The 25,853-nt window shown below is 72.6% G+C and carries 20 protein-coding genes; 9 read left to right on the top strand and 11 right to left on the bottom strand.

The window, feature by feature from the left end; translation table 11 throughout:
• On the bottom strand, positions 1-930 hold the full coding sequence (bla, locus tag ACFYNU_RS14815) for a class A beta-lactamase (protein WP_356585579.1): 930 nt from the start codon (positions 928-930) through the stop codon (positions 1-3).
• Positions 931-1,074: 144 nt separating this feature from the next.
• On the opposite strand from bla, the gene ACFYNU_RS14820 reads away from it, so the two are divergent.
• From ACFYNU_RS14820 to ACFYNU_RS14830, 3 genes are all read left to right on the top strand, one after another.
• Positions 1,075-2,001, top strand: coding sequence for a LysR family transcriptional regulator (locus ACFYNU_RS14820; RefSeq protein ID WP_356585746.1), 927 nt, complete (start codon positions 1,075-1,077; stop codon positions 1,999-2,001).
• A complete protein-coding gene (locus ACFYNU_RS14825; RefSeq protein WP_356585581.1) occupies positions 1,998-2,933 on the top strand; it encodes a serine hydrolase in 936 nt (311 codons plus the stop codon). The genes ACFYNU_RS14820 and ACFYNU_RS14825 overlap by 4 nt, the downstream gene beginning before the upstream one ends.
• Before the next feature lie 330 nt (positions 2,934-3,263).
• Positions 3,264-3,944, top strand: coding sequence for a hypothetical protein (locus tag ACFYNU_RS14830; RefSeq protein WP_356585583.1), 681 nt, complete (start codon positions 3,264-3,266; stop codon positions 3,942-3,944).
• A 7-nt stretch (positions 3,945-3,951) separates the two neighbouring features.
• Here ACFYNU_RS14830 and ACFYNU_RS14835 read toward each other — a convergent pair whose 3' ends face one another.
• Genes ACFYNU_RS14835 through ACFYNU_RS14850 form a run of 4 tightly spaced genes read right to left on the bottom strand, consistent with a single transcriptional unit; the run spans position 3,952 to position 10,052 of the window.
• A complete protein-coding gene (locus ACFYNU_RS14835; protein WP_356585585.1) occupies positions 3,952-4,653 on the bottom strand; it encodes a beta-glucanase in 702 nt (233 codons plus the stop codon).
• A gap of 55 nt (positions 4,654-4,708) precedes the next feature.
• On the bottom strand, positions 4,709-6,943 hold the full coding sequence (locus tag ACFYNU_RS14840) for a bifunctional serine/threonine-protein kinase/ABC transporter substrate-binding protein (protein WP_356585587.1): 2,235 nt from the start codon (positions 6,941-6,943) through the stop codon (positions 4,709-4,711).
• Positions 6,943-9,120, bottom strand: coding sequence for a bifunctional serine/threonine-protein kinase/ABC transporter substrate-binding protein (locus tag ACFYNU_RS14845; RefSeq protein WP_356585589.1), 2,178 nt, complete (start codon positions 9,118-9,120; stop codon positions 6,943-6,945). The genes ACFYNU_RS14840 and ACFYNU_RS14845 overlap by 1 nt, the downstream gene beginning before the upstream one ends.
• Positions 9,117-10,052: a hypothetical protein gene (locus ACFYNU_RS14850; protein WP_356585591.1), complete on the bottom strand. Its 936-nt coding sequence runs from the start codon at positions 10,050-10,052 to the stop codon at positions 9,117-9,119. Before ACFYNU_RS14850 ends, ACFYNU_RS14845 begins: the two co-directional genes overlap by 4 nt.
• 292 nt (positions 10,053-10,344) lie before the next feature.
• Here ACFYNU_RS14850 and ACFYNU_RS14855 point away from each other — a divergent pair, with 292 nt between their 5' ends.
• From ACFYNU_RS14855 to ACFYNU_RS14875, 5 genes are all read left to right on the top strand, one after another.
• Positions 10,345-11,847: a PHB depolymerase family esterase gene (locus ACFYNU_RS14855; protein WP_356585593.1), complete on the top strand. Its 1,503-nt coding sequence runs from the start codon at positions 10,345-10,347 to the stop codon at positions 11,845-11,847.
• An 81-nt stretch (positions 11,848-11,928) separates the two neighbouring features.
• Positions 11,929-13,374 carry a 3-hydroxybutyrate oligomer hydrolase family protein gene (locus ACFYNU_RS14860; protein ID WP_356585595.1) on the top strand — a complete coding sequence of 482 codons (1,446 nt, stop codon included), beginning with the start codon at positions 11,929-11,931 and terminating at the stop codon, positions 13,372-13,374.
• A 128-nt stretch (positions 13,375-13,502) separates the two neighbouring features.
• On the top strand, positions 13,503-14,255 hold the full coding sequence (locus tag ACFYNU_RS14865; protein ID WP_356585597.1) for a 3-hydroxybutyrate dehydrogenase: 753 nt from the start codon (positions 13,503-13,505) through the stop codon (positions 14,253-14,255).
• Between the two features lie 114 nt (positions 14,256-14,369).
• Entirely contained in the window at positions 14,370-15,821 is a 1,452-nt protein-coding gene (locus ACFYNU_RS14870; protein WP_356585599.1) for an MFS transporter, read from the top strand.
• A 65-nt stretch (positions 15,822-15,886) separates the two neighbouring features.
• Positions 15,887-17,863, top strand: a complete 1,977-nt coding sequence (locus ACFYNU_RS14875) for a GAF domain-containing protein (protein WP_356585601.1) — start codon at positions 15,887-15,889, stop codon at positions 17,861-17,863.
• A gap of 1 nt (position 17,864) precedes the next feature.
• On the opposite strand, the gene ACFYNU_RS14880 is transcribed toward ACFYNU_RS14875, so the two are convergent.
• The 5 genes from ACFYNU_RS14880 to ACFYNU_RS14900 all read right to left on the bottom strand — a co-directional run bounded on the left by ACFYNU_RS14880 (position 17,865) and on the right by ACFYNU_RS14900 (position 23,804).
• Positions 17,865-19,373 (bottom strand): phosphoesterase, encoded by a 1,509-nt coding sequence (locus ACFYNU_RS14880; protein WP_356585603.1) that lies wholly within the window; start codon positions 19,371-19,373, stop codon positions 17,865-17,867.
• A gap of 141 nt (positions 19,374-19,514) precedes the next feature.
• Complete coding sequence (locus ACFYNU_RS14885) at positions 19,515-21,614, bottom strand: xanthine dehydrogenase family protein molybdopterin-binding subunit (RefSeq protein WP_356585605.1); 2,100 nt, start codon at positions 21,612-21,614, stop codon at positions 19,515-19,517.
• Positions 21,611-22,639 carry a xanthine dehydrogenase family protein subunit M gene (locus tag ACFYNU_RS14890; RefSeq protein ID WP_356585607.1) on the bottom strand — a complete coding sequence of 343 codons (1,029 nt, stop codon included), beginning with the start codon at positions 22,637-22,639 and terminating at the stop codon, positions 21,611-21,613. The genes ACFYNU_RS14885 and ACFYNU_RS14890 overlap by 4 nt, the downstream gene beginning before the upstream one ends.
• The gene (locus ACFYNU_RS14895; protein WP_356585609.1) at positions 22,636-23,202 is read right to left on the bottom strand and encodes a 2Fe-2S iron-sulfur cluster-binding protein; all 567 of its coding nucleotides are present in this window, start codon (positions 23,200-23,202) and stop codon (positions 22,636-22,638) included. The genes ACFYNU_RS14890 and ACFYNU_RS14895 overlap by 4 nt, the downstream gene beginning before the upstream one ends.
• A 143-nt stretch (positions 23,203-23,345) precedes the next feature.
• Positions 23,346-23,804 carry an ATP-binding protein gene (locus ACFYNU_RS14900; RefSeq protein ID WP_356585611.1) on the bottom strand — a complete coding sequence of 153 codons (459 nt, stop codon included), beginning with the start codon at positions 23,802-23,804 and terminating at the stop codon, positions 23,346-23,348.
• Between the two features lie 196 nt (positions 23,805-24,000).
• Between ACFYNU_RS14900 and ACFYNU_RS14905 the strand changes: the two genes are divergently transcribed.
• Positions 24,001-24,576, top strand: coding sequence for a TerD family protein (locus ACFYNU_RS14905; protein WP_356585613.1), 576 nt, complete (start codon positions 24,001-24,003; stop codon positions 24,574-24,576).
• Positions 24,577-24,786: 210 nt separating this feature from the next.
• On the opposite strand, the gene ACFYNU_RS14910 is transcribed toward ACFYNU_RS14905, so the two are convergent.
• Positions 24,787-25,800 carry an alcohol dehydrogenase catalytic domain-containing protein gene (locus ACFYNU_RS14910; RefSeq protein ID WP_356585615.1) on the bottom strand — a complete coding sequence of 338 codons (1,014 nt, stop codon included), beginning with the start codon at positions 25,798-25,800 and terminating at the stop codon, positions 24,787-24,789.
• Positions 25,801-25,853: the final 53 nt, after the last annotated feature.

Genomic DNA, 25,853 nt, shown 5'->3' on the forward strand with positions numbered 1-25,853 from the left:
TCAGGCGAACGCGTCGAGCGTCACCTTGGCGGCCCCCGCGAGAAGGGCGTCGTCGGGCACCGCGTCCTTCTCGTCACGGCGGGACAGCACCGCGATGGCGATCGGGGCGGACTTGGGCGGCCACACGATGGCGATGTCGTTGCGGGTGCCGTAGCCGCCGGTGCCGGTCTTGTCGCCGACCTGCCAGCCCGCCGGGGCACCGGCCCGGATGACCGTGTCACCGGTGGTGTTGCGCTTGAGCCAGTCCGTCAGCACGTCCCGCTTCTCGGTGGGGAGCGTGTCGCCGAGGACGTACGTACGCAGATCGGTGGCCAGCGCGCGGGCCGTGCTCGTGTCGCGGAGGTCGCCGGGGCGGGCCTCGCTGAGCGCGTCCTCGTAACGGTCGCACCGGGTCACCCGGTCGCCGATGGAGACGAGGGCGGACTCAAGACTCTTCGGGCCGCCGATCTCGCGGAAGAGAAGGTTGGCGGCGCCGTTGTCGCTGTAGCGGACGGCGGCGTCGCACAACTCGCGCAGGGTGAGACCCGTGTCGAGGTGCTTCTCGGTGATCGGCGAGTATCCGGCGCCCGCGAGATCCTCACGGTCGTAGCGCACCAGCCGGTCGAGTTCCCTGAGGGAGTTCTTCTCCAGCATCACGGCGGCGAGCAGCGCCTTGCAGGTGGAGGCGAACGCGAAGCGCTCGTCGGGCCGGTGGGTGATGGACCGGCCGGTGCCGGTGTCGACCGCGTAGACCCCGAGCCGGGCGTCGAACTTCCGCTCCAGATCCACGAACGCGCGCCTGATCCGGGAATCGGCGCCGGGCGGCGCGCCGGCCGGGCGGGGACTCGACTTCGCCTCGTCGGCCCTGCTCGTGCCGCATCCGATCAGCGGGAGGGTCGCGAGGCCGGAGAGCGTGGCGAGTGCGGTACGGCGGGAGAGGGTGCTGGACATAGGGTGCCGGGTTTCCTTTCGCTGGGAGCACTGCGAGCAGACCAACGCCCACGCATTCACGTCCAAGACCGATATGGCTCATGGATCGATCAATAATCAGTATGATTGCTGCTCGTGGACCTGATACGGCACCTCCAGTGCTTTGTGGCTGTTGCGGAAGAGTTACATTTCGGCCGCGCCGCCCAGCGTCTCGGCGTGGCCCAGCCACCCTTGTCGCAGCGCATCCAGCGCCTGGAGCGGGAGTTGGGCGTCCGCCTCTTCGAGCGCTCCAGCAGACAGGTGACGATCACCAAGGGAGGCACGCTCCTGCTGGACGAGGCCCGGCAGCTACTGGCCCACTCCGAGGCACTGATGGCCACGGCCCGCCGTATCCAGGACGGCCACAGCGGGCTGCTGCGCGCCGCCCTGCCGCCCGACATCACCGGCGGGACCGTGGCCGCGATCCTGGCCGGGTTCCAGGAGCGCGAGAGCGGCGTCGAGCTGGAACTGCACGAGCTGCCGACCGCCGAGCAGCTCGCCCAACTCGCCTCCCACGACCTGGACGTCGGCCTCATCCACCACCCCTGCGACGTGTCCGGGCTGGAGCTGGGCCCCGTCCTGCGCCATGAACTCGGTGTCCTGCTGCCGCACGACGCCGCCGAGGCACGCCTCGAAACCGTTCCGCTCGCCGCGCTCACCGGCTACGACCTGATCCTCTTCCCACGCACCCACGCCCCGGCCGTGCACGACGAACTCCTCACCACCTGCGCCCGGCACGGTTACACCCCCACGGCCGTCCGGCACGGCCAGGGCCCCAGCTTCATCCGCGGCCTGCTGCTGTCCAGCCGTGCCGTCGCCTTCGGCCCGCGCGACGCCCACCAGACCGGAGACCCGGATCTCAGCTGGCGTCCGCTGAGCGGCGCGCCGCTGGCCTGGCGTCACTCGGCGGCCTGGCCCAAAGGGCGGGGCGACGCCGCCGTACGCGCCTTCGCCGACACCGTCACCGACGCCCTGGGCCGTACCGCCGCACCCGGCCCCGACGTGTCCTCCGGCCCACTGCATCTGCGCCCGACGGCGGAGTACTGGATATGACCGAGCCCACCATCCGCAACCACCCACGGGAGCGCATCCGCGCCGCGTTCGCCGCGGCGGGCGTCACGGGCTGGCTGCATGCCGTCGACATCGACTCCGCCGCCCAGATCGACGTGGGCGCGGACCAGCCGGTGGTCACCGCGAGCGTCCACAAACTCTGTCTGCTCGTCGCGCTCCACCAGCACGCCGAGGCAGGGCAGCTGGCCCTGACGGACCAGGTCGAGTCCCCGGCCGATGGCCGTACCCCCGGGCCGACGGGGCTGTCCGCCATGCTCGATCCGGTCCGGGTCTCCCTGCGCGACGCGGCCTATCTGATGATGGCCGTCAGCGACAACACCGCCGCCGAACTGCTGCTGGCACGCGTCGGACTCGACGCCGTGAACGACACCACCGAGCGGCTGGGCCTCACCCGTACCCACGCCGTCCAGACCTTCGGCGAGTTCATCGCCACCATCAGGGAGGACGCCGGACACGGCGGCCCGCAGGCGCTGGCCGACCCCCAGGTCCTCGCCCGTCTGCGCGCCCTCGACCCCGCCCGCACCAACCGCAGCACCCCGCGCGACATGACCCGTCTGCTCGGCGCGATCTGGCGCGACGAGGCTTGCAACCCCGAACACAGCGCGGCGGTCCGCCGGCTGCTCGGCCTCCAGGTGTGGCCCCACCGGCTCGCGTCGGGCTTCCCCTTCGACGAGGTGCACGTCGCAGGCAAGACGGGCAGCGCTCCCACCCTCCGTAACGAGGTCGGCGTGATCGAATACCCCGATCACGGCCGTTACGCCGTCGCGGTCTTCACCCGCGCGGCCAGCCCCGCCGGCGCGCTGCCCGCGGCGGACGCCGTGATCGGCACGACGGCCCGCATCGCGATCGACGCGCTGCGCAGCCCTGATCCGCGCTCGGCGGGTGGCGTTCGGGGGCAGCCGGGGGGTGCGTAGCGCTCGGCCATCGGACGCCGGGGAGGCCGGTTCTCGTCCATGTGGGGCCATGGCCCTTCGCGCAGTCGTACTAGTCTCATCGCCGAAGCGGGTTATCCGTCGTACGACTGGGACGCACTGAGCGGGGCGGTTGTGGAAGAGCACCGGGCAGAGACCGATGCCGAGGGGGCGGACACCCCCCACGACGACGCGTCGGACCTGAGAGACCGGCTCGGTCGGCTGGAGCGCGTGGTCGCCGGGATGGCGGCCGAGGCCGAGGTACGGGGCGACGCCGAAGGCCCGGAGGCGTCTGAGACACCTGTGACGTCTGAGGTGCCTGAAGCATCTGACGTGTCTGACGTGTCTGCGACGTCCGGGACCGTCGAGGTGCCGGAGGCCGACACCGAGGTCATTCCCACCATCGAGCCGGAGCCGGAGCCGGAGCCCGAGGCCGAGGCCGAGGTGGAGCCCGAGCGACTGCCGGCTGTGTCGCACGACGACACCGCCGCTCCACGGCGCACGCGTCGGCGCCGGATCGGCTGGGTCGTGGCGGGCACCTGCGCCTGCTGCGCCGTCGTCCTCGGCGGCGCGTTGATCGGTGGCGGCTCCGGGCCGTCCTGGATATCCATACCCGGGGTCACCGAGAACAGCGACGAGGATCCGGCGAACTCCTCGCCGCGTCCCGCTGATTCGGTCTCCGGCGAGCCGGAGGGCGGACCGGGCGAACGCGCCGTACCGGTGCCGGGAGACTCCACCGGGAGCGGGGAGTCCCCGGAGCCCACGGCCGGGGCGCGATCCGGCGGCAGTGGCTCGCCCGACCCCGGCCCGACTCCGACCGGCGCCGTATCGCCCTCCGCGACATCGGGGAGCCCGAGCGCCCCGGAGACCACGACCCCGCAGTCACCCACCGGCGGTGCCGGCGACGGCGGTACGGGCACCGGCAGCCCGACCCCCTCCGACGAACCGTCGGACCCGCCGTCGGACGACACCGATCCGCTCGGCGGCCTGCTCGGTGGTCTCTTCGGCGACTGACCGGCGCTCAGGGGCGGAACACGAGGAGTCTGGTGACCTCGTACGAGATCTCCCGCGTGGCCGGTTCCGGGGCCGGGTGGTAGCGGCCCGCGCAGACCGAGAGGTTGACGATCAGATGGGCCTGCCAGTGCCGGCCCACGCCGGTGCGGTCGGCGAAGGCGCGGGTGCCGTTGACGTACCAGACCACCGAGCGGGCGCCGAGGTGGATCTCGAAGTCGACCCAGGCACCGGGGCGGATCGCCCTGTCGCGGTAGTAGCGTTCGCCGCCGTTCACATGGTTCGACAGCTCCAGCAGGTCAGGGTTGTCCGGGTGGTACTCGAACACGTCGATCTCGTTGCCGCCGTCGAGCCAGGTCCAGATCGCCGGCCAGGCGCCGACCTGGCGGGGGAGCCGGACCCGGGCCTGGAGGATGTCGCCGGTGCGGACCATGAAGTCGTCCGGGCTGCCCTCGGTCGTCAACAGACCGGTGTACCAGGTGCCTTGGGGCATCCGGGTGGCGCGGAAGACGCCGGACCGGCTGTACGCCGGGTCCGAGGTGAGGTGGTCCAGTTTGTCGTCGTCCGGGTTGGTCGGGCCGCCGTCGGGATAGGCCCAGGAGCGGCCGGCCACCCATTGGTCCTCCGACGAGAAGTCCGCCGTGAACACCGGTCGTCCGTGCGGGAAAGGGAAGTTCGCGGACTTGTCCGCCGTACCTGATGATCCGGCCATACCGGGATATGTACCTGCCCTGGTGTCCGAAGAAACACCATAAAAGACCGCACAGTTACTCGACCTGGTCGTACCGGCCCCGGAAGCGGAAGCTCCGGCCCCGCGCCTGGAAGAGGAAGTACACCGGGCCGCCCGGTTCCAGGCCGGTGCCGTCGGCCGTGAAGCGGAGGGGTTTGGCGATCCCCTCGTACTCGCCGTACCCGGCGTCGAACAGGCGCCGGGCCACCGCGACCGGTTCGACGCCGGCCGCTCCGCCCAGTTCCCGCAGGGTGCGCGCGACCAGTCCCACGGCGTCGTACGCCTCGGGGGACCAACGTCCGGGAGCCGCGCCGTACTTCGCGCGGTAGGCCGTCCGGAAGGTGGCGGACACGCTGCCGGGGTCGGTGAAGGGAGTGGCGAACAGCCAGCCGTCGCCCGCGTCCCCGGCCTGCCGGAGGAAGTCCGGCGTCATGATGCGCCAGGTCCCCAGACGTGCGCCGGTGAAGCCCGCTTCGGCGAGCGCGCGGGCGCAGCGGGCCGCGCGCTCGGGAGCTGTGCCGCTGAAGACGACGGCCTGTGCTTCGGCGGCCAGGGCGTCGCGTACGGCGGCGGTGAAGTCGTCGCTGTCGGCGTCGACGCCGTGGACGCCGGTGGTGCTGTCGTCGCCGGTCGACAACTGCGAGAGCCCGTTGGTGAGGTCCGAGCCGGCTTGGCCCGCCGCCTTGTCGTCGATGACGGCGAGGCGGTCGACCCGCTGTGCGGTGAGGTACGTCCGCAGGGGCACGGCCAGGCTGGACTCCGGGCCACGGGTGACCCGCAGCGTGGTCAAGTTCAGCTCGGAGCCGGTGAGTTCGGCGCCGTCCGAGGAGATCAGCACCATGGGCGTGCGGGTGTCCCGGTAGAGCCGGGCGGCGGCGAGTGCGGCGGTGGGGGTGCCGAGGCCGAGGACCGCGCTCACCCCGGCGTCGGTGAGGCGCTTGGCCGCCGCCTCCGCGCGGGCGGCCCTGCCCTGGTCGTCGACGGTGTCGAGGGCGAGGCGGAAGGTGATCCCCGCACGCTTGTTGTGCTGTTCCACGGCGAGCCGCGCCCCGCGCTCCTGCGCCACGCCGACGGCCTTGTCCGTGCCGCTGAGGTCGGCCTGGAAGCCGAGGGTGTGTACGGGAAGGTCGCCGCCCGAGCCGCCTGAACCCCCCGAACCCCCCGAACCGCCGTTCCCGCCCTGCCCCGCCGCCAGATACGCGGTGACTCCGCCACCTGCGGCGACCACGGCCGCCGCCGCGCCCCCCATCAGCAGAACGCGCCGCCGGGTCGGCGGGCGGGTGTCCTGCGCGGCCGGTGGCGCCGGGCGGTCGACGGTCGGGGTGTCGCCCGCCGGCGGCCTCGGGGATCGTCGGGGGGTGGGCACGTCCAGCGCGCGTGCGGAGCGTTCGGCGACCACGCGCAGGAGTGCGGGCGGCAACCAGTCCCCCTGCCGGTCTTCGGAAATGTCCCGCGCGAGCGAGCCCCGTGGGTCACGGAGCGCCGCCGCGACCGCCCGGACCGTCGGCCGTTCCGCCGGGTCCTTGGCCAGACAGGCCCGGATCGGTGCCAGCAACTCGCCCGGTACGTCCGCCAGATCGGGTTCCTCGTGCACCGTACGGAAGAGGACGCCGGCCGCGTTCCCGCTGCCGAACGGGCGTCGGCCGGAGGCCGCGTACGCCAGGACGGAGCCCAGCGAGAAAACGTCACTCGCCGGACCGACCTCCCCTGCGCGGGCCTGTGCCTGTTCGGGAGCGAGGAAGCCCGGCGTGCCGATGACCGCGTCGGGCGCGGTGAGCGCCGTGGCGCCGCCGGTGTGGGCGATGCCGAAGTCGATGAGGCGGGGGCCGTCGAGGGCGAGGAGCACGTTGCCCGGCTTGACGTCGCGGTGCACAAGTCCCGCGTCGTGCACGGCCGTCAGCGCGTCGGCCAGCCGGACTCCCAGCGTCCGTACGGTCGCGACGGGCAGTACGCCGAAGCCGTCGACCGACTCGACCAGCGACGGTCCTGGCACGAACTCCGTTGCCAGCCAGGGCTCCCGGGCCTCCGTGTCGGCCGCGACCACCGGCACGAGCCAGCGCCCCGTCAGGCCACGGACCGCCGCCACCTCGCGCCGGAACCGGGCGCGAAACGCGGGATCCGCCGCGTGCCGGGCGTGGATCGTCTTGAGCGCGACGAGCGCCCCGCCGCGCGTACGGGCGAGATGGACGACGCCCATGCCGCCCGCGCCGAGCCGGGCGAGCAGCCGGTGTCCGCCGATCTCCTCGGGGTCGTCAACGGCCAAGGGGCGCATCAGAAGGTGACCTTGCCCGTGTAGGAGTACCGGCCGCCCTTCACCTCGTACCGGAAGACCTCGTAACTCTCCAGCCAGCGGTAGTCCTTGTCGAAGGAGTACGACCGGACGACGCCCTTGTACTCGTCCTTCATCAGCAGGTCGAACAGCGCCTTCCCGGAAGGCCGGCCGCCGGCTTCGGTGAGGCGCGTGATGACCATGCGGGCGACGTCGTACGCCTCGGCCGCCCAGTACGGCGGTGCGGAGCCGTAGCGCTCGCGGTAGGCGGTGGCGAAGGCGCGGACGGGGGAGGCCGACGGGTCGATGTACGGCGCGAAGATCTGCCAGCCGTCGGCGGCGGCGCCCGCGGCGGTCAGGAACTCCTGGCCGGCCGCCGGATAGCCGAGCACACGCGCGCCGTCGAAGTCCGCGTCCGCGAGGGCGCGCGCGACCGCCGCCGCCCGCGCGGGGGTGCCCGTGTAGACGAAGGCGTCCGGCTTGTCGGCGACCATGTCCGCGACCAGCGGCGCGAGGTCCTCGGCCAGCCGTGGTGCCACACGCGGCTCGCCGGCGATCTTGAGGACGCCCAGGTTCTGGAACATCGTGCTGCCGAGCTGCCACGCCGGTGTACTGCCGGCCCGGTCGACCAGCACGCCCACGCGCCGGGCGCCCTGGGTCCGGAGCGAGAAGGCGGCCGTCGCCGGCAGATGCGTGTAGGCGGGGACGGCCTGGAGGAAGTGGCGCGGGTCCGAGGTGCCGTACGGGCTCTGCGCCGAGGAGGCGGTCAGCTGGGGGACGAGCCGTTCGTCGTAGCTGTCGAGGCTCGCACCGGTGGCCGCGTCACCGGTCGAGCCGATGACCGCGAGCAGATCGCGGTCGGCGGCGAGCGTACGGGCGACCTTGGCCGCGCGGGCGGCGTCGCCCCGGTCGTCGACCGTCTTGAGGGTGAGGGTGAAGGGCTTGTCCTTACGGGAGTTGAACTGTTCCACGGCCAGCCGTATCCCGCGTTCCTGGGCCTGCCCCACGGCTCCCTGAGGGCCCGTCAGATCGGCCTGGACGCCGAGGATCCAGCGTCGGGCACGGGGCGACGCGGTCGGCGCCGTACTGTCGCCGCGCTGTGCGGCCCAGACGGCGGCACCGCCGCCGGCGGCGAGCAGGGCCGCTCCGCCGAGCAGCAGGAAACTGCGGCGGCCGGCGCGCCCTGCGGCCGGCCGGGCGTCCTCCGGCCGTTCGTCGTCCGGCTGTCCCTCGTGTGGTTGTCCGTCGTGCGGTTCCTCGGCCGCCCCCGCGTCGAGAGTCGTCGCCTCGATTTCCGGAAGGGCGAGCAATTCGGCGGAACGGTCCGCGATGAGGCGTACCACCGCGTCGGGCAGCCAGTCGACACCGTCCTCGGGTGTCTCCTCCGCCAGCGCCTCGTCCACCTCACGGGCGGTGGGCCGATCGTTCGGGTCCTTGGCGAGGCAGCGCTCGACGAGGCGGCGTGTCTCGTCGGGAACGCCGTCGAGATCCGCCTCGTCGTGCACCGTGCGGTAGAGGAGGGCGTCCACGGCGCCGGTCCCGAAGGGCGGGCGCCCGGTGATCGCGTAGGCCAGGAGACACCCGAGGGCGAACACATCGCTGGCGGGCGAGGCGGGCCGGGCCCGCGCCTGCTCGGGAGCGAGGAAACCGGGCGTGCCGACGATCATGTCCGCCGAGGTCAGCGCGGTCTCCTCGGTGGCACGGGCGATACCGAAGTCGATGAGACGGGGGCCGTCGACGGCGAGCAGCACATTGCCGGGCTTGACGTCGCGGTGCACAAGTCCCGCGTCGTGCACGGTGGTCAGGGCGCGGGCCAGCATCCGGCCGAGGACGCGCGCACCGCGCGGCGGCAGCGGGCCGCACATGGCGACCGCCTCGGCCAGCGAGGGGCCGGGGACGAAGGCGGTGGCGAGCCAGGGCGCGGGCGCGTCCGGGTCGGCGCCGGTCACCGGCACGGCCCAGGGGCTGTCCACGCGCCGGGCGGCGGTGACCTCACGGCGGAAGCGGGCGCGGAACGCCGGCTGGTCGGCGTACTCCGGCAGGATCACCTTGACGGCGGCCAGCTCACCCGAGTCGGCGCGGCCGAGATAGACGACGCCCATGCCGCCCGCGCCGAGCCGGGCGAGCAGCCGGTGTCCACCGACGCGGGCCGGGTCGGCGGGGGTGAGCTTCTCGGTCATCGGCGGTCACCCTTCGCGTCAGCACTCGCGTCACTACTCGCGTCACCGCTCGTGCCGGCCTGCGTGCCGGCCTTCGTGTCGCCACTCGGCCCGCCACCCGGCCCCGACGGGTCCCGCTCGATCGCGGCCCTGAGGCGGGAGCGCATCCCGACGTGCGGATCCCGCAGCCGGTCGAGCAGATCGGCCTGCGACCAGCCACGGGCACCCTTGGCGGAGACGGCCAGAGTGAACTGGCCGATCCTGGTCTGCTCCCAGATGTACGGGTGGGGGCCACCGGCCCCGGCTTTCGTATAGCTGCCGATCTCCGTGAGGACGTCGTCGGCGTACTCGTTCCCGGACTCGCCGAGAGAGGCCGGGATGTCCCGCAGCGAGGTGATCAACTCGTCGGAGCGCAGCTGCTGCGACGGGCAGCGCATCATCTCCTCCAGAACCTCGGCGTTCTCCCAGTCGGCCTCCTCGGGAGTGCGGTGCGCCGTGACGACGGCGCTCAGCCGGAGCGCGGCCCTGCCGTCGCCCGCCGGTATCTCGTAGGAGCGGGTCAAGGTGGCGAGGACGCCCTTCGGGAGGGCCTGTTGCTGCCAGACGCAGTCGTCGCCGAGGACCGCCCAGCGCCGTGGGTCGCTCTCGTACGGGCTCTGCCGTACGGCGCCGGGCCCGAAGGCGGACGCGGCGGGGAGTACGTCCCGGACCAGGGCGGCGGCCTCCGCCGACGTGTCCGGGAGCCGGTCGGGGGCGATGTCGACGACTTCGGTCGGGGACGGGGAGGCGCTCGGCGCGGGGCCGCCCTTCTTGTCCGGCGCCGGTCCCGGTGGGTCGTCGCCTCCGTCGGAGGTGCATCCCGCGAGCAGTACGACGCCTATCGCGGTGGCACCGCCAAGGCGCGCCAACCGGCCCATCACGACCACGAGTCCCCCATGCGATTGCCCGCTCACCGGGCGCCTCCGGCCCATGCTAGGCAGCAACTCACGGACGCCGTCGACCCGTTGACGATCTCGTGGCGGAGCCGTACCCCATCTGTCACACAGTCGGCGTCAACAGCCGTGCGGCGGTTTCGGATAGCACGGCACCGCGCTCGCCGCAACAGGTGAACTCCCCGCTGTGGCAGGCGTGTTGTAGAGCGCCGCCACATGTCGTGGCGGTCGGCGCGCTCCTACTGTGACCGCACCCCACTCCGGCCGTCGTTCCTCCGGGTCCGGCGGCCGGCCCATGTCGCGGGAGGTCCCGTTGCTTCACGTATCGCCGCCCCATTCCGACCGGCCGACTCACACCCGACGGCGCGGGCGCCTGCGCCGTGCCGTCGCGCGGCTCGCCGCCGCCCTCACCCTGGCCACCGGCATCGCCCTGCTGCCGCCCGCGCCCCAGGCGCAGGCCGCCGTCACCCTTGAACGGGTGACCAGCTTCGGGGCCAACCCCGGCGGTCTCAACATGTACGTCTACCGGCCCGCGTCCCTCCCGGCGAACGCGCCGGTCGTGGTCGCGCTGCACGGCTGCACACAGTCCGCCCAGATCTACGCCGACAACTCCGGCCTGACCACCTTCGCCGACCGGCACGGCTTCCTGCTCGTCTTCGCCGAGACGACGTCGGTCAACAACGCGAACAAGTGCTTCAACTGGTTCCAGGCCGCCGACATCGGCCGGGGCCAGGGCGAGGCCGCGTCCATCCGGCAGATGGTGGCGCACGCCGTCTCGTCGTACGGCGCCGACGCCTCGCGGGTCAATGTCACCGGGCTCTCCGCCGGTGGCGGCATGACGGCGGTGATGCTCGCCGCGTACCCCGACGTGTTCAAGGCCGGCGCGGTGCTGGCCGGACTGCCGTACGCCTGCGCCACGGACGTCCTCTCCGCGTTCACCTGCATGAACCCCGGCGTGGACCGTACGCCCCAGGACTGGGCGCAGCGCGTACGCAACACCTACCCCGGACACACGGGCCCCTGGCCCAAGGTGTCCGTCTGGCAGGGCGACAACGACCCCACCGTCGTCCCGAGGAACGCCGACGAACTGCGCGACCAGTGGACCCAGGTGCACGGCCTGGACCAGACGCCCGACCGCAGCACCACCATCGGCCCCAACAGCACCCGCAGGGACGAGTACCTGGCCGGGGATGGCACCGTCGCCGTGGAGGTCAACCGCGTCCCGGCCATCGGGCACGGCACACCCGTCGACCCCGGCGGCGGCGCCGAGCAGTGCGGGGCGACCGGCACCGCGCACTTCATCGACTCCATCTGCTCCAGCTACTGGGTCACCCGCTTCTTCGGACTCGACGCGTCCGCACCCGGTCCCGGCGGTCTGCCCGCCCCGGCCGGACTGCGGTCCACGGGTGTGACCGGCTCCTCCATCGCGCTGGCGTGGGAGCCGGTGGCCGGCGCGACGGGTTACGCCGTCTACCGGGGCGGTACGCGGGTGGGCGGGCCGGCCGAGCCCCGGTACACCGACAGCGGTCTGGGCGCCGGGACCTCGCACACGTACAGCGTCGCGGCGCGCGGCGCGGACGGCGCCGAGGGTGCCCGCTCGGCGCCGGTCACCGCGGTCACCACCGGAGCGCCGGCGACCTGCTGGACGTCGAGCAACTACGAGCACGTACGCGCCGCGCGGGCGACCACCAGTGGTGGCTACGTGTACGCGAAGGGTTCGAACCAGAACATGGGTCTCAACAACACGTTCGTCATCCGCACGCTCAAGGAGTCCCCGACGGGTTACTACGTCCTCGCCGACGCTCGCTGCCCCTGACGGGTGGGTAGCGTCCCGCCGCCGCCCCGCGCCCCGTCGCGTGTCGTGTCCCCGCGTGTTCCTACAACGGAGTGATGGCCCATGCCACTTGTCCCGCAGTACGTCCGACGGATCAGGGCCGCCGCATGCCTCGTCGCGGCGGTCCTCGTGGCCCCGGCCGCCGTCGCCCCGCCCGCATCCGCCTCCGCACCCGCACCCGTATCCGCCACCGGTGCCGACCGGCCACCCGGCCACTGCGCCCGGACGGCCGCGCTCGCCGTACCCGGCGCCGCACATCAACAGATCGCCTGCCTCGACGAATTGACCACCGCCGGCACCGTCGCCTCGGGCCACACCGACCCGGCCGACTGGGCGGGGCTCACCCCGAAGGACCTCGCCACCCCCAGCGGTGTACCGGGCGTCCAGATCGACGGCTACTTCCCCGACACCTCCACCACCAACACCACCCACGGCTGGAACCACGACTCGCAGTTCGTGATCCGCCTGCCCGACCGCTGGAACGGCGGCCTCGTGATCGCCGGATCGCCGGGCGTCCGCAAGCAGTACGCCAACGACCGGGCCTTCGGCGACTGGGTGCTCGCCCGCGGCTACGCCTACGCCGCCACCGACAAGGGCAACACCGGCGCCACCTTCCACCGCGACGGCGCCGCGCCCGGCGACGCCCTCGCCGAATGGAACACCCGGGTCACCCAACTCGCCCTCGCGGCACGGAAGGTGACCACCCAGCGCTACCAGCGGCCGGTGTCCCGCACCCTCGCGATGGGCATGTCCAACGGCGGCTATCTGGTGCGCTGGCAGCTGGAGAACCACCCGGAGCTGTACGACGGCGGCGTCGACTGGGAAGGCACTCTCTGGCGTACGGAGGACCCCAACCCGCTCACCTTCCTGCCGCCCACCCTGCGTGCCTATCCCACCTACGAGGCCGGTGGCGCGGGCGCGGGCGCGGCGCGCCGGGAGATCGTGCAAGCGGGATTCCCGGCCGGTTCGGAGTTCCTCTGGCCGTACCACCATCAGTACTACTGGGACCTCACCCAGCGCATCTACCGCGAGGAACTGGACCCGGAGTTCGACGGCGCCACCGAGGCCGGGACACCCTTCTGCACGCCGGGGACGCCCGCCTGCGACGCCGACTACGACTACGGGGCGAGGCCGGCCGCCGTCCGGGACGCCGTAGGGAAGATCGCGCTCACCGGCCGGATCGGCAAACCACTGATCACCTTCCACGGCACGCTCGACGTGCTGCTGCCGATCTCCAAGACGTCGGACACCTACGCGGCGATGGTGCGGCGCGAGGGGCGCGGCGCACTGCACCGCTACTACCGGATCGAGGGCGGCACCCATGTCGACTCGCTCTTCGACACCTTCCCCGACCGGCTCCGTCCCCTGGTGCCGTGTCACCGCTCGGCCGTCGTCGCGCTGGAGCGCTGGCTGGACGACGGCCGGCGCCCGCCGGCCGACCGGACGATCCCGATGCCCGAGGGGGCGGATCCGGCCACGCTGCTCACCCGGTGCCCACTGACCGGCTGAGGTGGTGACGCAGCGTCACAGCCCGCCGCTCCCGGGCAGGCATGTGGTGGACGACGACATCTGATCCGCATCCAGTGTGGTGAACCGTCACATGGGATGTCGGGTCAGGTGTCTCTACCGTTCCGGCCATGAAGAGCAGGGAACTCAAGGGCCGCACCGCCCTGGTGACCGGTGGCGGCAGCGGCATCGGACGGGCCTGCGCCGAGGCGCTCGCCGAGGCCGGGGCGCTGGTCCACATCGTCGACCGCGACGCCGACGCGGCCAAGTCCGTCGCCGCCGCCACCGGAGGCGTCAGTCACGCCGTGGACCTGGCCGACGCGGGCGCCGTCGGCCGGCTCCCCGGCGAGGTGGACATCCTGGTCAACAACGCCGGACTGCAACACGTCGCGGCCATCGAGGACTTCCCGCCCGAGAGATTCGAGCTGATCCAGAAGGTGATGCTGACGGCCCCGTTCCTGCTGATGCGGCACTGCCTGCCGCACATGTACGCGGGCGGCTGGGGCCGCGTCGTCAACATCTCCAGCATGCACGGACTGCGCGCCAGTCCCTTCAAGTCCGCGTACGTCGCCGCCAAGCACGGACTGGAGGGGCTGAGCAAGGTGGCCGCGCTCGAAGGCGCGCCGCACGGGGTGACCAGCAACTGCGTCAACCCCGGCTATGTACGCACCCCGCTGGTGGAAGGGCAGATAGCCGCCCAGGCCGCCGCCCACGGAATCCCTCCGGACGAAGTCGTCAGCGACGTACTGCTGGACCGCTCCGCGATCAAGCGGCTGATCGAGCCGGCCGAGGTGGCGGCGGTGTGCGTCTGGCTCTGCGGCCCCGACACGGGCTACATCACCGGCTCCTCGATCCCCGTCGACGGCGGGTGGGGCGCCCGCTGACCCGGGCGACCGCTCCCCGCACCCGCTCCCGCCGCACCCCGCTCCCGCACCACCCGCTCCCGCACCACCCGCACCCCGTCCCTGACCGCCCCAACGAAACGCGGTGACTCCACCATGAGCGTCGTCCCCAGCTCCCCACCACCCGGCAGGACCCACATCGGCCGCATCGTCGCGGCCAGCCTCGTCGGCACCACCATCGAGTGGTACGACTTCTTCCTCTACGGCTCCGCCGCCGCCCTGGTCTTCAACACCCTCTTCTTCCCCAGCAGCGACCCCCTCGTCGGCACCCTCCTCGCGTTCCTCACCTACGCCGTCGGCTTCGCCGCCCGCCCCCTCGGCGGCATCGTCTTCGGCCACTACGGGGACAAGATCGGCCGCAAGAAACTCCTCGTGTTCAGCCTCCTGCTGATGGGCGGCGCCACCTTCGCCATGGGCCTGCTGCCCACCCACGCGACCATCGGTGTCGGCGCGCCGATCCTGCTGACCGTGCTGCGGCTCGTCCAGGGCTTCGCCCTCGGCGGCGAGTGGGGCGGCGCGATCCTGATCGTCTCCGAGCACGGCGGCGACAAGCGCCGCGGTTTCTGGGCCTCCTGGCCGCAGGCGGGCGCCCCCGGCGGAAATCTGCTGGCCACCGGTGTGCTGGCGCTGCTCGCCGCGGTCCAGTCCGACGAGGCGTTCCTCGCATGGGGCTGGCGCATCCCGTTCCTGCTCTCCGGGGTGCTGGTCATGATCGGACTGTGGATCCGTATCTCCGTCGAGGAGTCGCCGGTCTTCCTGGAGGCGCAGCGGAAGGCGGCCGACGAGGCGGCGCGGACGGGCGGTGCGGGCGCGGCGCCCGGGATCAAGGAGGACGCCCCCGTCGTCCAGGTGTTCCGCAAGAGCTGGCGCGAGGTGCTGGTCGCGATCGGCACCAGGTTCGGCGAGAACGTCTCGTACTACATCCTCACCGCCTTCGTGCTCGTCTATGTCACCGTGCATCTGGAACTGCCCAAGAGCGACGCCCTCAACGCGGTCCTGATCGGCTCGGCGGTGCACTTCGTCACCATCCCCATGTGGGGGGCGCTCTCCGACCGGCTCGGCCGCCGCCCGGTCACCCAGATCGGCGCGATCGGCATGGTCGGCTGGGCGTTCGCGTTCTTCGCGCTGCTGGACACCGAGTCGTTCCCGGTCATCACCCTCGCGGTCACGGTGGGGCTGCTGTTCCACGGGGCGATGTACGGGCCGCAGGCGGCCTTCATCTCCGAGATGTTCGACACCAAGGTCCGCTACTCGGGCGCCTCGATGGGCTCCCAGCTCGCCTCGATCATCGGCGGCGCGCTCGCACCGCTCATCGCCGTCGAACTGCTCAAGGACTACGACTCCTCCGTGCCGGTGTCCGTCTATCTCAGCGCGGCGGCGCTCGTGACCGTCGTGACCGTGTGGGTGGCGAAGGAGACCCGGGGCCGGGACCTCACCAAGGACGGACTGGTCGGCTCCGTGCCCGCGCCCGCCGCGCCGGGGCAGCTTCCCGCGAGCCGTACGGAGAGCGCCGGGAGCGCCAAGAACTCGGCGCGGCTCGGCGGCTGAGCGCCCCCGGGGCCGGGCCCGTACTCCCGTCGCCGCACCCGTGCCCACCCGGAGGTGATCACCGTATGCTCGCCGACGTGACAGCTCCAGGCACCCGGCACTCCGTGGCTGCCCTGCGCCGGCTCCTCGACCTGCTGGCGCGGGGCGCGCCCGCGCAGGAGTTCGCCCGCCCCGCCGCCGACGCCCGCGAGGCCGGCGTGCGGGGCGGTGAGCTGGCCGCGATCACCGACGCCACCGAGGTCGCCCTGCGCATCAGAGGCACCCTCAGCCAGCACCGGCGCCGCGAGGCCCAGCTCACCGCCCTCTTCGACACCGCGAGCGACCTCGCGGCGCTCCGGGACCTGGACGCCGTGCTGCGCGCCATCGTCCACCGGGCCAAACTGCTGCTCGGCACGGACGTCACCTACCTGTCCCTCAACGACGAACTCGCCGGCGACACCTATATGCGGGTGACCGACGGGTCCGTGGCCGCCGCGTTCCAGCAGGTACGGCTCGGGATGGGGGAGGGCCTCGGCGGACTCGTCGCGCAGACCGCCCGCCCGTACGCCACCGGCGACTACCAGCGCGACACCCGCTTCCACCACACCACCACCATCGACAGCGCCGTACGCGACGAGGGGCTGCGCGCGATCCTCGGTGTGCCGCTGCGCGTCGGCGCCCGGATCATCGGAGTGCTGTACGCCGCCGACCGCGCGCCCCGTGAGTTCGCCGCCGAAGAGGTCGCCCTGCTCTCCTCACTGGCCGACCACGCCGCCATCGCCATCGACGGCGCGCGGCTGCTGGAGGAGACACGGGCCGCGCTGGTCGACCTCAACGCGGCCTCGGAGACGATCAGGACGCACAGCGGCGAGATGCGCCGCGCCGAGGAGGCGCACGACCAGCTCACCGACCTGGTGCTGCGCGGCGGTGGCGCCGACGACGTGGCCGCGGCCATCGCCGACATCCTCGACGGCGGCATCCTCATCCACGACGCGGACGGCGCCGAACTCGCCGGCGCCCGCGTCGAGTTGATGCCGGACCCGCCGGACACGTCGGGCCCCCGAGGCTCCGCCGGGCAGGACCTGGCTCCGGCGGTCGCCGCCTCCAGGGCCAGCGGCCGGGCGGTCCCCCTGAACGGCACCTGGGTCTGCGCGGTCCTCGCCGGACCGGAACTCCTCGGCAGCATCGCGCTCACCGGACACCCGGACCTCGCGGACGTCGATCGGCTCCTGTTCGAACGCGCCGGTGTCGTCACGGCGCTGCTCCTGCTGCTGCGCCGCTCGGTCGCCGAGGCGGAGGACCGGGTACGCGGTGAACTGCTGGGCGACCTGCTCATCGGCTCCGGCGACCCGGGCGCCCTGTCGGCACGGGCCCGCCGGCTGGGGGTCGATCTGGCGCGCCCGCACTGTGTGTTCGTCGCGGACAGCGAGAGCGCCGACCGGCACCGTCTGCTGGCCGTGGCCGCCAGACACGCCCAGGCCGGCAAGGGACTGGCGGGCCTCCACGAGGGACACGTGGTGCTCGTCGCGCCCACCGGCAGCCCCGGGCAGGGCGCGCGCACACTCGCCGCCGAACTCGGCCAGGCCGTCGGCTCCCCGGTCACCGTCGGCGCGGCGGGCCCGGCCGCCGGCCCCGCCGAACTGCCCACCGTCCACGGCGAGGCCTGCCGCTGTCTCTCCGCCCTGCGCGTCCTCGGCCACACCGGACACGGCGGCGCCACCGACGAACTCGGCTTCGTGGGCGTACTCCTGGGCGACCGGGCGGACCTCGGCGGCTACGTACGCGCCACGCTCGGCCCCGTACTCGACTACGACGCCGAGCGCGGCACCGACCTCGTGGGCACGCTCGACGCGTACTTCGCCGAGGGGGCGAGTCTCACCCGGACCAAGACCGCGCTGCACGTCCATGTGAACACGGTCGTGCAGCGGCTGGAGCGGGTCGGCCGGCTCCTCGGCCAGGACTGGAACTCCCCGGCGCGCACGCTGGAGATCCAACTGGCCCTGCGGCTGCACGGATTGACGAGCGCCGGCCGGGCGGAGACCCGCCCGGCCGGCACCCGGTGAATCAGCGGACCTTGACGAACACCGGGTTCGAGTAGAACCACAGGTCGTCCCACGGGCTCTCCAGGCCGTCCGCGAGCGGCTCGGCCTCGTCCGTGCTGGTGCCGCGCACGCGGGCGTACATGTCGCCGTCCACGTCGCGCAGGGTGTGCTTGATGACGTACTCGTCGCCCTGCTTGCGCCAGTCGCGCTTGCCGAACCGCGCCACGACCTTGGTCGTCGGGTTGGTGTCGGAGTCGCGGTTGTCGCTCTTGCCGGTGATCCGGCCGGTGATCAGGTCGACCCGGCGCACCTCGGGACGGTCGCCGTTGGCGTTCTTGCCGTTCAGCGGGCGGAAGCGGATCTCGATCTCGACATCCGTACGGCCCCGGTTGGTGACCGTGACGGTCTCGCCGACGCCGGCCTCGTTGCCGCGGTTGCTCGCCGTGACGTCGAGGGTCCGGATGAGGTCACCGGTGCCGACCCAGATCCGGCCGTTGCGCAGACCGTCCATGATGTCGCCGTAGTCCTGGCGCGCCAGCACATGCGTCTTGCTGTACTCGCCCGGCCAGAAGTCGGAGCCGCCGCGCGTCCAGTGCACGTGCGAGTCGGACGTCGCGGTGATCCACCAGCGCCGGCCCTCACCGAGCAGCGCGTCCCACAGGCCGCCGACCCGCGCGGTCATCTGGTCGAAGCCGCCGTGCGTCGGGTAGTTGCCGTAGCCGCCGCGGTCGCCGCCGTTGAGCGGGCCCGCCTGGTGGCCGGGAGCACCCTCGAAGCCGACGTAGATGTCGGGCGCCGCGTCGTTGCCGTTGCGGAACTCGCGCGGGGTGTCCTGACCGTAGACGCCGAGGCCGGGCGCCGAGCGCGAGGCGTGGTGGGCGATCACCAGCGGCTTGCGGGGCATGCCCTTGGCCGCCTTGAGGAACTCCACCATCTTGGCCTCGGTGTCGCGGCCCGGGTCGGCGGGGAACGGGTCGAGCTTGGCGAAGCGCTTCTCCAGCTCGTACAGCTGCTGCGCCTCGTCGGAGTGGTGAGGAATCATCAGGGTGTGGTGGTCGAGCGCCGGGGCGTCGAACTCCATGCCCCAGAACTGGAGCACCTCGGGGACGAGCACACGCGAACGCAGCAGGTCGGGGTAGGCCTGCTCCAGGTTGACCTTGGAGTGCGTCGGACCGCCGTGGTCCGTGCACATCGCCCAGCTGAGACCGAAGTTCTTCGCCATGATCGCGTTGGTCACGATCGGGTAGACGGCGTCGCCGCCCTTCTGGAACACGGGCGGGTTCTTCGTCGTGTCGAACGAACCGCTGTACTCCGAGTGCACGTGGTGGTCGCCGGCGCGCCAGGCGCGTCTGCGGTTGTCACCGGAGCCGCCGGACTTCCTGCGGTCGTCCTCGTCGTCGTTGCCGAACGCGACGCCGGTACCGACGATCGGGGCGGCGGCGGCGAGGGTCGCGCCGACGCCGGCGAACTTGACGAGCCGGCGCCGGGAGAGGGCCGAGCGCTCGGGGTCTTCGGTGTTCTTGTCCTTCACGGTTGAAGCCTTTCGTTCAACTTCCGGCGCGGGGGGTGCCAACCGCAGAGTCTCGGAGAGCAAACCGAACGCCGAGTGAACGGAGGTCAGGTCTCCCGAGAACAACGAAAGCTGCCCGATACACCGACCATCGCGGGTGCCTCAGCCCAGCCGCGGCAGCAGTCTGTCCGGGCGCATCGGGACCTCCCGCAGCCGGACTCCCGTCGCGTGGTGCACCGCGTTGCCGATCGCCGCCGCCGCGCCGACGATGCCGATCTCGCCGATGCCCTTGCTGCCCATCGGGTTGAGGTGCCGGTCGTCCTCCTCGATCCAGTACGCCTCCACGGAGCGCACGTCCGCGTGAGCGGGCACGTGGTACGAGGCGAGATCGCGCTCCGTGAAGTCACCGGCGACCGGATCGATCGTCGCGCCCTCCATCAGCGCCATCCCGAGCCCCATCGTCATCGCGCCGATGAACTGGGAGCGCGCCGTACGGGGGTTGAGGACGCGGCCGGCGGCGAAGACCCCCAGCATCCGGCGCACCCGGATCTCCCCGGTGTCCGTGTCCACCTGGACCTCGACGAAGTGCGCGCCGTAGGCGTGCCGGGCGAACTCCGTACCGGCCTGGACGTCGTCCGTCGTGTCGGCCATCGCGGACAGCCCCTCGGCGGGCACCGCCCCGCCCGCCGCGTCGATGCGTGAACGCAGGGCCCGGCACGCCTTGTCGACCGACCAGCCCCATGAGCCGGTGCCCGACGAACCGCCGGCCAGCGGGGCCCGGGGCAGATCACTGTCGCCGATCTCGACACGGACCCGGTCCAGCGGCGCGTGGAGCGCGTCGGCCGCGATCTGGGCGAGCACGGTGCGGGCTCCCGTACCGATGTCCGTGGCGTTGACCCGTACCAGGAAACCGCCGTCCGCGTCGGCGCGGGCCTCGGCCGTGGACGGGGAGATCAGCACCGGGTACGACGCGGAGGCGACGCCGCTGCCCAGCAGGAACCGGCCCTGCCCGCGTACCCCCGGGCGCGGGTCGCGGTCGCGCCAGCCGAAGCGGCGGGCGCCCTCGCGCAGGCACTCCACGAGATGGCGGCTGCTGTAGGGCCGGCCCGAATCCGGCTCGTGCGAGGGCTCGTTGCGCACCCGCAGCTCCACCGGGTCCACCCCGACGGCCAGGGCCAGTTCGTCCATCGCCGATTCCAGCGCGTACATGCCCGACGCCTCGCCGGGCGCGCGCATCCACGACGGCGAGGGCACGTCGAGCGCGGTGACGCGGTGGGTGGTGCGGCTGTGCGGCGAGGTGTACATGGTGCGGGCGGGTGTGGCGGCCTGCTCCACGAACTCCTTGATCGTGGAGGTGTACGTGATCACCTCGTGCGCCAGCGAGTCGATCACCCCGTCGGCGCCCGCGCCCAGCCGTACCCGCTGGATGGTCGACGGCCGGTGCCCGACGAGCGCCGGGAGCTGCGAGCGGTGCAGCGCCAGCTTCACGGGGCGCCCGACATGCCGGGCCGCCAGCGCGGCCAGCACCGGCTGCGGGCGCGGGGTGCCCTTGGAGCCGAAGCCGCCGCCGACGTGTTCGCTGTGGACGGTGATGCGCTCCGGGTCCATGGCGAAGAGCGCGGCCAGGGTCTCGCGTACGGCCGTCGACCCCTGGCTGGAGTCGTGCACCGTCAGGTGCCCGTCGTGCCAGTGGGCGACGGCGGCGTGCGGCTCCATGGGGTGGTTGTGCATCGGGTCCATGGAGTACGTGACGTCGACGGTGACGGGCGCGGCGGCGTACGCGGCGTCGAAGTCGCCGCGCTCGCGGGTCGCGGGGTGGCCGCCGTTCGCCTTCTCGGGCGTGTAGAGGCCGGGATGGTCGGCGGTGAGAACCACGTCGTGGTCCTCGGCCGCGTAGCTGACGCGCACGGCGTCGGCGGTGGCGCGCGCCGTCTCCAGGGTCTCGGCCACCGCGACGGCGACGATCCAGCCGCGGTGCGGCACGCGGTCGTCGCGCAGCGCGCCGAGGATCGGGTCGTCGGGCGCCTCGATCCGCGGCGCGTTCTCATGGGTCAGTACGGCGACGGCACCGGGCTCGGCGAGCGCCGCGTCCGTCTCGAAGGACACGATCCGGCCGCGCGCCACCGTCGCGGGCACCACCCACGCGTAGAGGCAGCCGGGCGGCGTGTGCTCGGCCGCGTAGGCCGCAGTCCCGGTGACCTTGGCCGGGCCCTCGATACGGACGGTGTCGGATCCCAGGACCCGCTCCCGGCTGGTCGTCATCGGTCTCCTCGGCGGGGGTCGGTGTGGTCGACGGCGGTCGCGCCGGGGCCGGCGAGTTCGGTGAGCAGCCGGACGGCGAGGTTGCGGGCCATCGGGACCTTGAAGCCGTTGTCCCGCAGCGGCCGTGCGGCGGCCAGCTCCGTCTCCACGGCGTCGCCGAAGGCGTCGGCGGTGGCCGGCCCGCCGCGCAGCGCGGCCTCGGCGGTGGTGGCCCGCCACGGCTTGTGGGCCAGCCCGCCGAAGGCGAGGCGTACGTCCCGTACGACACCGTCGCGCACATCGAGCACCACGGCGGCCGAAGCCAGCGCGAAGGCGTACGAGGCGCGGTCCCTGGCCTTGCGGTAGGCGGACCGCAGCCCGGCGGCGGACGCGGACAGCCGTACACCGGTGACGAGTTCACCGGGCCGTAGCACCGTGTCCCGCTCGGGGCGGTCGCCGGGCAGCCGGTGGAAGTCCGTGACCGCTACGGTGCGTTCACCGTCGGGGCCCAGCAGCAGGACATCGGCGGCGAGCGCGGCGAGCGCGACCGCCATGTCGGAGGGGTGCGTCGCCACGCAGGACTCGGAGTGCCCCAGTACCGCGAGATCGCGGTGGACGCCCTCCCGCGCGGGGCAACCGGAGCCGGGCCGCCGCTTGTTGCAGGGCTTGGTGATGTCCTGGAAGTACGGACAGCGGGTGCGCTGGAGCAGATTGCCGCCGGTGGTGGCCATGTTGCGCAGTTGTCCCGAGGCCCCCGCGAGAAGCGCCTGCGACAGCACCGGGAAGCGGGTGCGGACGGCCGGGTCGGCGGCGAGATCGCTGTTGCGGACGGTGGCCCCGATGAGCAGCCCGCCGTCGGCGGTCTCCTCGATACGGTCGAGCGGCAGCCGGGCGATGTCGACCAGATGACCGGGGGTCTCGACGCCGAGCTTCATCAGGTCGACGAGATTGGTGCCGCCGCCGAGGAAGCGCGCGCCCGGCTCGCGGGCGAGGAGGGCGACAGCCTGGGCCGGATCGGTGGCGCGCTCGTAGCTGAAGGGTTTCACCGGGCCACCGCCCGCGCGCCGTTCGTCCCGGTTCTCGCGGCCGTGACGTCCTGGATCGCCGCGAGGATGTGCGGATACGCCGCGCAGCGGCAGATGTTGCCGCTCATGCGTTCGCGGATCTCGTCGGCGGTGAGCGGCACCGGCTCGCCGGGGGGCGGGCCGTCCGCGCCGGTGACATGGGACGGATGTCCGCCGGCCGCTTCGGCGATGACACCGAGCGCCGAGCAGATCTGGCCGGGTGTGCAGTAGCCGCACTGGAAGCCGTCCCGGTCGATGAACGCCTGTTGCAGCGGGTGCGGACCGTCCGTCCCGTCGCGCGACAGGCCCTCGATCGTGGTGATACGGGCACCGCTCTGCGCGACGGCGGGCATCAGACAGCTGTTGGCGCGCCGACCGTCCACCAGTACGGTGCAGGCGCCGCACTGGCCGTGGTCGCAGCCCTTCTTGGGGCCGGTGATACGCAGGTGCTCGCGCAGCGCGTCGAGGACCGTGGTGCGGTTGTCGAGCGTCAGCCGGTGCGGGGTGCCGTTGACGTGGAGCATCACTTCGGAGGTGTGCGGCATCACCGTCGGGTATCCCTCGCTCACAGCGGGTAAACGCGCCGTGCCGGGGACCACCCGATCGGCCGCGATCCCGCGGTGTGCCTTCAGATCCGCCGGTGTGCCGTCGGATCCGGCGGTGTGCCCTCAGACCCGGCGGCGTGCCTTCAGACCCGGCGGTCGTCCCCCGACGCGAGGCGGACCTTGACGCGCTTGCCCACCGGTTGGCGGCGTACGTCGTATCCCTCGCACAGCGCCATGACGATCTCCAGCCCGTGCTGCCCGATCCGGCCGGGCTCGGTCGCGCACGGCACCGGCAGTGTGGAGTTGGTGTCCCACACGGTGATCTCCACCGTGTCGCCGTCGAATACCAGATCCAGGAGGCAGGGACCCGGTGCGTACTTGCAGACGTTGGTGACCAGTTCGCTGACGACCAGCTGCGCCGTACCGATCACCTGTGACGGGACCGTCTTGCCCTGATCGTTCCGTGCACCCGCCAGGAAGTCGGCCGTGAAGCGGCGAGCCTCGCCGATCATGCCCGACTCTCCCTCGAACACCGCGCCCCGTCCGACCACCCGGCCCGGGGCGGGGTAGCGGTCCTCGGTCTCTTCCACCCGTTGGTCCATGAGTGCGATCCGTTCCCCGTGGCAGCCCCTAGGAGAGAGCCGCCTTGCTGTTCACATTCCCGCCTGCCCCGCTTCAGCCACTCCAGTCCCAAAGGCGGCCACCGAACCGTACGAGCCTGGTAGATACCGGGACCGACGACGGCGCGGTGTTATAGATTTTGATCCACTTTTCAGTCACGAACAGCAGGAGGAGATCGTGGGCGTTTCCCTGGGCAAGGGTGGCAACGTATCGCTGAGCAAGGAGGCTCCCGGTCTGACCGCCGTGCTCGTCGGCCTCGGCTGGGACGCGCGCAGCACGACCGGTGCGGACTTCGACCTCGACGCGAGCGCGCTGCTGGTGAACAGCGCCGGCCGGGTGCTCTCCGACCAGCACTTCATCTTCTACAACAACCTGAAGAGCCCCGACGGTTCGGTCGAGCACACCGGTGACAACCTCACCGGTGAGGGCGACGGCGACGACGAGTCGCTGAAGGTCAATCTCGCGGGTGTCCCGGCCGATGTCGACAAGATCGTCTTCCCGGTCTCGATCCACGAGGCCCAGTCCCGCGGCCAGAGCTTCGGCCAGGTGCGCAACGCCTTCATCCGCGTGGTGAACCAGGCCGGCGGCGCCGAACTGGCGCGCTACGACCTCACCGAGGACGCCTCCACCGAGACGGCGATGGTCTTCGGCGAGCTGTACCGGCACGGGGCGGAGTGGAAGTTCCGCGCGGTGGGCCAGGGTTACGCCTCCGGACTGGCCGGTATCGCGGCCGACTTCGGCGTCAACGTCTGAGAACCGGCACCGACGCGCACCGGTACCGGCGCCAACGAGCACCGGCGCGAACGAGTACCAGCGCTAGAGGTACGGGCACGAGCTACGAGCGGGACGGCGGCGGCCGGGGAACAGGTCCGCCGCCGCCCGGCTCGAACTCCCAGGCTCCCCAGACTCGTTGACGGCGCGTCACATGGGTGTGCGGCGAACGGGAGCCCGTACGCGGGTCGTTCAGAGCCGGGGATCGACCTGGATCTTCGGTCCCGGACCGGCTCCCTCGGGCCGTACCCCCGCCAGCACCTCCGCCAGCGACTCCAGCGCCACCGTGCCCGCCACCAGCGGACGCGGGTCGACCGCGCCCGACGCGTAGTGCCCGATGGTGCGGGCCAGGGCGGGCGACGCGCTCAGGACACCCACGGCCGTCACGTCCTTCAGCGCCAGCTCCCGCGTGTCGATCCGGCTCGGCACACTCGCCAGCCCGATGTAGACGACCCGCTTGCCCGGCTCGACCAACTCCAGTGCCCGCGCCGGAAGATGCGCCGCGTTCGAGGCGTCGATGACCGCGTCGAAGGGCAGTCCGGGGAGCCCGTCGGCGGTCCACGCACCGTGCGCGCCCACCGAGCGGGCGAACTCCAACGACGCCTCGTCCAGCCCCTGTACATGCACCTCCACGCCCCGCGCCAGGGCGAACCGCGCCGCGAGCAGACCGATGGTGCCGGGGCCGAGCACCAGCAGCCGGTCACCGGGGGACAGCGCGGCGGCCTCGACGGCGCGCAGCGCGTTGCCGCCCGGCTCGACCAGGGCGCCGGCCGTCGCGTCGACGCTGTCAGGCAGCGCGTGCAGCGAGGAGACCGGGACGGCGACCCGCTCGGCGAGCGCCCCCGGCCTGCCGTGCCGGATGCCCAACTCGTAACGGTCCTCGCACACATGGTGCAGCCCGCCGGCGCACCGCCGACAGTGCCCGCAGCCGAGCATGGTGTCCCCGGTGGTGCGCCGCCCGAGCCAGCCGGGTTCGACACCCTCACCCACCGCCGACACGGCGCCGCACCACTCGTGACCGATCCGGATCGGATACGTGGCGTGGCCGTCGCGCAGATAGCTCATCTCGCCGGTGTAGAACTCGACGTCGGTGCCGCAGACACCCACCCGGTCGACGTCGACGACGACCTCACCGGGCCCGGCGACCGGCGGTTCGACGTCCTGTACCTCGCACCGGCCCGGCCCGGTGATCACGAAAGCGCGCACGGAACTACCTCCTGACAAGGGCCGGCCGCACGGCGGGTGGCAGCGCGGGCGCG

The organism is Streptomyces sp. NPDC006643, assembly GCF_042870175.1.
GTDB lineage: Bacteria > Actinomycetota > Actinomycetes > Streptomycetales > Streptomycetaceae > Streptomyces.

Coding starts and splice junctions, on each gene's coding strand:
- bla (WP_356585579.1), bottom strand. CDS start 930: ATGTCCAGCACCCTCTCCCGCCGTACCGCACTCGCCACGCTCTCCGGC.
- ACFYNU_RS14825 (WP_356585581.1), top strand. CDS start 1,998: ATGACCGAGCCCACCATCCGCAACCACCCACGGGAGCGCATCCGCGCC.
- ACFYNU_RS14835 (WP_356585585.1), bottom strand. CDS start 4,653: ATGGCCGGATCATCAGGTACGGCGGACAAGTCCGCGAACTTCCCTTTC.
- ACFYNU_RS14840 (WP_356585587.1), bottom strand. CDS start 6,943: ATGCGCCCCTTGGCCGTTGACGACCCCGAGGAGATCGGCGGACACCGG.
- ACFYNU_RS14845 (WP_356585589.1), bottom strand. CDS start 9,120: ATGACCGAGAAGCTCACCCCCGCCGACCCGGCCCGCGTCGGTGGACAC.
- ACFYNU_RS14860 (WP_356585595.1), top strand. CDS start 11,929: ATGCCACTTGTCCCGCAGTACGTCCGACGGATCAGGGCCGCCGCATGC.
- ACFYNU_RS14865 (WP_356585597.1), top strand. CDS start 13,503: ATGAAGAGCAGGGAACTCAAGGGCCGCACCGCCCTGGTGACCGGTGGC.
- ACFYNU_RS14870 (WP_356585599.1), top strand. CDS start 14,370: ATGAGCGTCGTCCCCAGCTCCCCACCACCCGGCAGGACCCACATCGGC.
- ACFYNU_RS14875 (WP_356585601.1), top strand. CDS start 15,887: ATGCTCGCCGACGTGACAGCTCCAGGCACCCGGCACTCCGTGGCTGCC.
- ACFYNU_RS14885 (WP_356585605.1), bottom strand. CDS start 21,614: ATGACGACCAGCCGGGAGCGGGTCCTGGGATCCGACACCGTCCGTATC.
- ACFYNU_RS14895 (WP_356585609.1), bottom strand. CDS start 23,202: ATGCCGCACACCTCCGAAGTGATGCTCCACGTCAACGGCACCCCGCAC.
- ACFYNU_RS14900 (WP_356585611.1), bottom strand. CDS start 23,804: ATGGACCAACGGGTGGAAGAGACCGAGGACCGCTACCCCGCCCCGGGC.